The organism is Morganella sp. Je.2.23 (assembly GCF_051129855.1).
Lineage (GTDB): Bacteria > Pseudomonadota > Gammaproteobacteria > Enterobacterales > Enterobacteriaceae > Morganella > Morganella sibonii.
Map to the genome: position 1 here is coordinate 65,596 of NZ_JBCPSQ010000010.1, position 6,722 is coordinate 72,317.

5 protein-coding genes are annotated in these 6,722 nt (G+C 50.1%); 4 read left to right on the top strand and 1 reads right to left on the bottom strand.

Annotated elements, in window-relative coordinates; translation table 11 throughout:
• On the bottom strand, nucleotides 1–2,178 hold the full coding sequence (gene fadB / locus AAZR23_RS19990) for a fatty acid oxidation complex subunit alpha FadB (RefSeq protein WP_434694451.1): 2,178 nt from the start codon (nucleotides 2,176–2,178) through the stop codon (nucleotides 1–3).
• A gap of 287 nt (nucleotides 2,179–2,465) precedes the next feature.
• Between fadB and pepQ the strand changes: the two genes are divergently transcribed.
• From pepQ to hemG, 4 genes are read left to right on the top strand one after another with little or no spacing between them, the layout of a single operon-like run.
• The gene (pepQ, locus tag AAZR23_RS19995) at nucleotides 2,466–3,800 is read left to right on the top strand and encodes a Xaa-Pro dipeptidase (protein WP_166706916.1); all 1,335 of its coding nucleotides are present in this window, start codon (nucleotides 2,466–2,468) and stop codon (nucleotides 3,798–3,800) included.
• Nucleotides 3,800–4,426 carry an IMPACT family protein gene (locus AAZR23_RS20000; RefSeq protein ID WP_434694452.1) on the top strand — a complete coding sequence of 209 codons (627 nt, stop codon included), beginning with the start codon at nucleotides 3,800–3,802 and terminating at the stop codon, nucleotides 4,424–4,426. Before pepQ ends, AAZR23_RS20000 begins: the two co-directional genes overlap by 1 nt.
• Before the next feature lie 20 nt (nucleotides 4,427–4,446).
• Entirely contained in the window at nucleotides 4,447–5,898 is a 1,452-nt protein-coding gene (gene trkH, locus AAZR23_RS20005; protein ID WP_166706917.1) for a Trk system potassium transporter TrkH, read from the top strand.
• A gap of 11 nt (nucleotides 5,899–5,909) precedes the next feature.
• Nucleotides 5,910–6,434: a menaquinone-dependent protoporphyrinogen IX dehydrogenase gene (hemG, locus tag AAZR23_RS20010; RefSeq protein WP_434694453.1), complete on the top strand. Its 525-nt coding sequence runs from the start codon at nucleotides 5,910–5,912 to the stop codon at nucleotides 6,432–6,434.
• Nucleotides 6,435–6,722 lie beyond the last annotated feature (288 nt).

Below are 6,722 nucleotides of genomic sequence, written 5' to 3' on the forward strand. Positions count from 1 at the left end.
TCACTGTGCGGTAACAGGGTAACTATCCGGCTGCGGATAATAGGTCGTGTTATTAACAGCATGTGCCCGCAGGCTGTCCGGGATGATATAAAGCGGTCCCAGCGTGCTGTATTGTTCTGCTTTTTCACAGAAAGCCCGGGTGCCGGTATCATCCAGATAACGGAAAATACCGCCCCGGAACGGCGGAAAACCAAGACCATAAACCAGTGCAAGGTCAGCTTCGGCCGGGCTGCTGATAATGCCTTCTTCATAGCAGCGGATAACTTCATTCACCATCGGAATCATCAGGCGATCGATAATTTCATCCGGCGTAAAATCACGGGGCGTCCGCTTCAGTGGGGCAAGCACGTCCTCAAGCTGTTCATCAGACTGTTTTTGAAGGCGTCCTTTGCCGTCATCCGAATGACGGTAAAAGCCGAGACGGTTTTTTTGCCCCAGTCGTTTCAGTCCGGCAAACAGGCTGATGACATTATTCTCAGCGACGGCCATCCGGTCCGGATAACCTTCTGCCATCACGTGTTGTACATGGTTGGCAGTATCCAGCCCGACAACATCAAGTAATAATGCCGGGCCCATCGGCCAGCCGAATTCCTGCTCCATCACGCGATCAACAGTTTTAATATCAGCACCGGCGGAAACCAGCAGAGAGAAAGCATTCAGATACGGAAACAGCACCCGGTTGATAAAAAATCCGGGGCAGTCTCTCACCACAACAGGTGTTTTCCCCATTTTGTGCGCATAATGCACCACAGCGGCAATTGTGTTATCCGCGGTTTGTTCTCCCCGGATCACTTCTACCAGCGGCATTTTTGGAACGGGGTTAAAAAAATGCATTCCGCAGAAATTTTGCGGACGTTTCAGTGCCTGAGCCAGTTCACTGACAGGAATGGAGGATGTGTTTGATGTCAGGATGCAGTGTTCGCTGACCCGTTGTTCAATATCCGCCAGTACCTTTTGTTTGACGGCCTTATTTTCAACAACGGCTTCAACCACAATATCACAGTCACTGATATCGTTATCATGACGGACCGGGTGGATAGCCGCGCGTATCCCGGCGGCCTGAACCAGCGTCATTTTTCCTGACCGGCACTGTTTTTCCAGTAATTTTACCGCTTCATCAATACCGGCCTGCAATGCGGCGGACTGAATATCTTTCAGCTGAACGGGGATACCGCTGTAAGCCGACTGGTAGGCGATACCACCACCCATAATGCCGGCACCGATAACCGCAGCCTGCTCCGGTGCATCACGTAATGCTGTCTGCCGGCGGATAAGGCCTTTGACATATTGTTCATTCAGGAAAAGTGAAACCAGAGCGCGGGCTGTCAGCGTCCGGGTCAGCGGCACAAAGTGAGCGGTTTCGCAGAGTAATGCCTCATCACGGGACAATCCGGCTCCGGCCTCGATTCCGTTTACTGCCGCCATAGGTGCAGGGTAGTGTTTTCCGGCTTTTTGCCGGACAAGGGCTTTGGCGGTGATAAAACTCATCTGTAACTCTGCCGGGCGTAACTGTAACGCCGCTTTTTTCTGCCGCCGCCGTGCCTGCCAGTCAATACGGCCACTGATGGCCTGTTCCAGCAGTATCACTGAACCGCTGAGCAGTTCGTCATCCGGTACAATACCGTCAGCGAGACCGAGTTTCAGTGCTTCTCCCGCTGTCACTGTTTTTCCCTGCGTGATAAGTTCAAGGGCATTATCACAGCCAATCAGGCGGGGCAGACGGACTGAACCGCCGAAGCCCGGCATTATACCGAGTTTGGTTTCCGGCAGACCGATGAGCAGATCATCTGTTGCGAGGCGGTAGTCTGTTGTCAGCGCGCACTCACACCCCCCGCCGAGTGTGAATTTCCTCAGTGCGGCGACAGTGGGTACAGGCAGATCTTCAATACGGTTAAACAGATGGTTGGCAAAATTCAGCCATTCAGTCAGTTGCTCCGCCGGAGCATTAAACAGAGAGATAAATTCTGTAATATCAGCTCCCAGAATAAAGCTTTCTTTGGAGGAGGTAATAATAAGGCCTTTCAGCTGAGGTGTTTTCTCAAGGCAGGCAACGGCTTCATCCAGTGAGGCAATTGTCCGGGTATCCAGTTTATTTATCGCTCCCTGCGCATCAAAAACAAGTTTTGCAATTCCCTCTTTTTCCCAGCTGACCTTCATTGATTCACTGTGATAAAGCATATGGTTCTCCTTAATGTTGCATCGTTCCGGCAAAGGATGAGAACGCCAGGTGGTATGACCAGATGAGGTAATTGTGATTTTTTTGTTAACAAAAGCAAATGAAATGATGATTTTTTGCGCTAAAGATCACGTAAAATGTCTCAATATGCAGAAACAGAAAAGAAAAACGTCGTGACGCGCCGAAGATTCCCGGTAAATAACCGGGGATGATATCGCCTGCCATATCCATCATCGCGGAGATCATGCTAAGCTTTTGTCACTATCATAATGAAAAAAGGTCAATTCCCATGGAAAAAATGGCATCCCTCTACCGTGAGCACATCGCAACATTATTACAGCGGACCCGCGATATTCTTGCGCGTGAGAAACTGGACTCATTACTGATCCATTCCGGTGCACCGATCCGTATTTTTCTTGATGATCGTGACTACCCGTTTAAAAGTAATGTGCATTTTAAGGCATGGGTTCCGGTTACTGATGTACCGCATTGCTGGCTGTGGACTGACGGCGTGAATAAACCAAAGTTATGGTTCTATTCCCCGGTTGATTACTGGCACAGCGTTGAGGCGTTACCTTCTTCTTTCTGGACGAACGATGTTGAGGTTATTCATCTGAAGAATGCCGGAGACATTGCATCAATGCTGGCAGCACAGGATAAATCCCGTACGGCGTATATCGGACCGGATGCGGATCGTGCCGGTACTTTGGGAATCAGCAGCAATCATATTAACCCGAAAGCGGTACTGGATTTCTTTGCGTTTCATCGTTCATATAAGACAGATTATGAACTGGCCTGCATGCGTGAAGCACAAAAAATGGCTGTTAACGGGCATCTTGCCGCACATGAGGCGTTTTTGTCCGGTCTGAGTGAGTTTGATATCAATATGGCGTATCTGATGGCAACCGGCCATCGTGATACTGATGTTCCGTATGACAATATTGTTGCGATCAATGAAAATGCGGCCGTTCTGCATTACACCAAACTGAATAAACATACACCGCGTGTACGGCACAGTTTCCTGATAGATGCAGGCGCTGAATTCAACGGCTATGCCGCTGATTTAACCCGGACATATGCCGCTGATGCGGACAGTGATTTTGCTCAGCTGGTTTCTGATCTCAATGATGAGCAGCAGTCACTGATCAGTGATATCAAAGCCGGTGTCCGCTATACCGATTACCATATTCAGATGCATCACCGAATCGCTAAGCTGCTGAGAAAACATAAAATCATTACCGGTATGTCTGAAGAAGCCATGGTCAGCGAAGGGGTAACCACCCCGTTCCTGCCGCACGGTCTGGGGCACCCTCTGGGTCTTCAGGTACATGATGCTGCCGGGTTTATGCAGAATGACCGGGGTGAACATCTGGCCGCGCCGGAAATGTACCCGTTCCTGCGCTGCACCCGTGTTCTGGAGCCGCGTATGGTGCTGACTATTGAGCCGGGATTGTATTTTATTGAGTCTCTGCTGGCACCGTGGCGTGAAGGGAAGTTCAGTCAGCACTTTGACTGGAAACGCATTGAGCAGTTTAAACCTTGTGGCGGGATCCGCATTGAGGATAACATTATTATCCATGAAAACAGTGTGGAAAATATGACACGGGATCTGAATCTGCCGTAATGAAATCGTACCTTATACCGGCTGAGCCGGTTATGTTTACTGAAGAGATAAAAAAAAGTCGTTTCATCACCCTGTTGCAGCATACGGACGGGGTGGATGAAGCAAAGCAGTTTATTCAGTCCGTCAAAGATGAATATCCCGATGCCCGGCACCATTGCTGGGCATTTGTTGCAGGGCGCCCGGATGATTCGCAGCAACTGGGATTTTCTGATGACGGTGAGCCGACAGGAACAGCCGGAAAACCTATGATTGCCCCGTTGCTCGGCAGCGGAATAGGGGAGATTACGGCAGTGGTTGTCCGCTATTTCGGCGGAATAAAACTGGGTACCGGCGGGTTGGTCAGGGCTTACGGCAGCGGGGTTCAGCAGGCACTGAAACTCCTGGTGACCAAAACAAAAATCCCGCAGGTGATCGGTGAAATAACCTGTGATTACAGCTTTATCAGCCAGGCTGAATTATTAGTCCGGCAGGTGGGTGGCACGGTAATCAACAGTGAGTTCGGTGCGGATGTGACGTTACGTATTTCGATTCCTGCTACCTTACTGAGTGAGGTTAATGCTAAATTACGTGACCTGAGCCGGGGGATGTTTGAGCTTAAATGCTCTGAAGACATCACCGGAAACTGATTTCTGAGGACTCTGCCGCAATGCATTTTCGCGCCATAACCCGTATTGTCGGGTTACTCGTCATTATTTTTTCTGTCACCATGATCATCCCCGGGATCGTGGCGCTTATCTATAAAGACGGTGCAGGTAAAGCATTTAGTCAGACGTTCCTGGCAGCACTGATTATCGGCCTGCTGCTCTGGATACCGAACCGCAATAAAAAGAGTGAATTAAAACCGAAAGAAGGTTTTCTGATTGTGGTTCTGTTCTGGACGGTGCTGGGCAGTGTCGGGGCATTACCTTTTATCTTTTCAGAACGTCCGAATCTGTCAGTGACAGATGCATTTTTTGAATCATTTTCCGGGTTAACCACAACCGGTGCCACCACTCTTGTCGGGCTGGATACGCTGCCAAAAGCGATTTTGTTCTACCGGCAGATGCTGCAGTGGCTGGGCGGGATGGGGATCATCGTACTGGCTGTTGCTATTCTGCCGCTGCTGGGCGTCGGGGGAATGCAGCTGTACCGCGCGGAAATGCCGGGCCCGCTGAAAGATAACAAAATGCGTCCGAGGATCGCGGAAACTGCAAAAACACTCTGGCTTATTTATGTTTTCCTTACCATCGTCTGCGCAATTGCCCTCTGGTTTGCGGGGATGGATGTCTTTGACGCGATATCCCACAGCTTTTCCACTATCGCCATCGGCGGGTTTTCCACGCATGATGCCAGTATCGGCTACTTTAACAGCCCGGCCATTAATACCATCATTGCCATCTTTCTACTGATCTCGGGCTGTAACTATGGCCTGCACTTTGCGGTGCTGACCGGGCGCAGCCTCGGGGTTTACTGGCGGGATCTGGAATTCCGGATGTTTATTTCCCTTCAGTGTGTGCTGGTCGTGATCTGTGCGTTGGTTTTGTGGAAGTTTGATGTTTATGCTACGGAGGGACAAACCCTCAACCAGGCTTTTTTCCAGGTTGTCTCAATGGCGACGACGGCCGGGTTCTCTACAGACAGTTTCTACAAGTGGCCGCTGTTCCTGCCGATGCTGCTGCTGTGCGCGGCGTTTGTCGGCGGATGTGCGGGGTCAACCGGTGGTGGCCTGAAGGTTATCCGTATTATGCTGCTGTTCCTTCAGGGGGCGCGTGAGCTGAAACGTCTGGTGCATCCGAATGCGGTTTACACAATCAAACTGGGCCGCCGGGCATTACCGGAACGAATCATCGAAGCTGTCTGGGGATTTTTCTCTGCTTATGCACTGGTCTTTGTGGTCAGTATGCTGTTACTGATAGCGACAGGCGTTGATGAGTTTTCTGCTTTCTCAGCAATATCGACCACTCTGAATAACCTGGGGCCGGGGCTGGGAACTCTGGGTGAGAACTTCACAACCCTGAATCCGGCCGGGAAATGGATCCTTGTCGTGACGATGTTATTTGGTCGTCTGGAAGTCTTTACTTTGCTGGTATTACTGACGCCGACTTTCTGGCGTGATTAACGGAGTGTTTCATGTCGTACTTGTTGCTTTATTCCGGCCATGACGGGCAGACAAAAAAAATCATTACTGAAATTGCGCTGCATCTGCGCAAAGCGGGAGCGGAATGTGATGTCCGCTCTTTACAGGACAATCAGTCACTGAATCTGGCACCGTATGAAAAAGTGCTGGTCGGCGCGTCTATCCGTTACGGACATTTTAACCGGGCGCTGGATAAATTTGCGAAGTTGCATGCGGGACAACTGAATCAGATGAAAACCGCATTCTTCGGCGTGAACCTGACAGCCCGTAAACCGGAGAAGCGGACACCGGAGACAAATGTGTATGTACGGAAATTCCTTGCAGCAACGCCCTGGAAGCCGACGGTCTGCACTGTCTTTGCCGGCGCATTGCTGTATCCGCGTTACGGCTGGTTTGACCGGATAATGATTCGCCTGATTATGAAGATGACAAAAGGTGAAACAGATACAAGTAAAGAAGTGGAATACACGGATTGGCAGCAGGTTGAAGTATTCGCAGCAGAATTTGTACAGATTTAAAGCAAATGACGGGGTTTTTGCCCGGTAAACCACCGTTGTGGTGAAAAAAGTGGCGAACAAACATTTTTTTGAAATAAACACTTGCGTGATCTCAGCGAGTGTCTATAATGCGCCCTCACTGACACGGAGCAACACGCTGAGAAGCGCGCCGGCAGAAAGCGAAAAGTTGAAAAACAACGCTTGACTCGAAGGGGCTGGAAACGTAATATACGCAGCCTCGCAACAACGCAGAAGACCGGCAACGGCAGCGAATGTTGCAACTGCTCTTTAACAATTTATCAGACAATC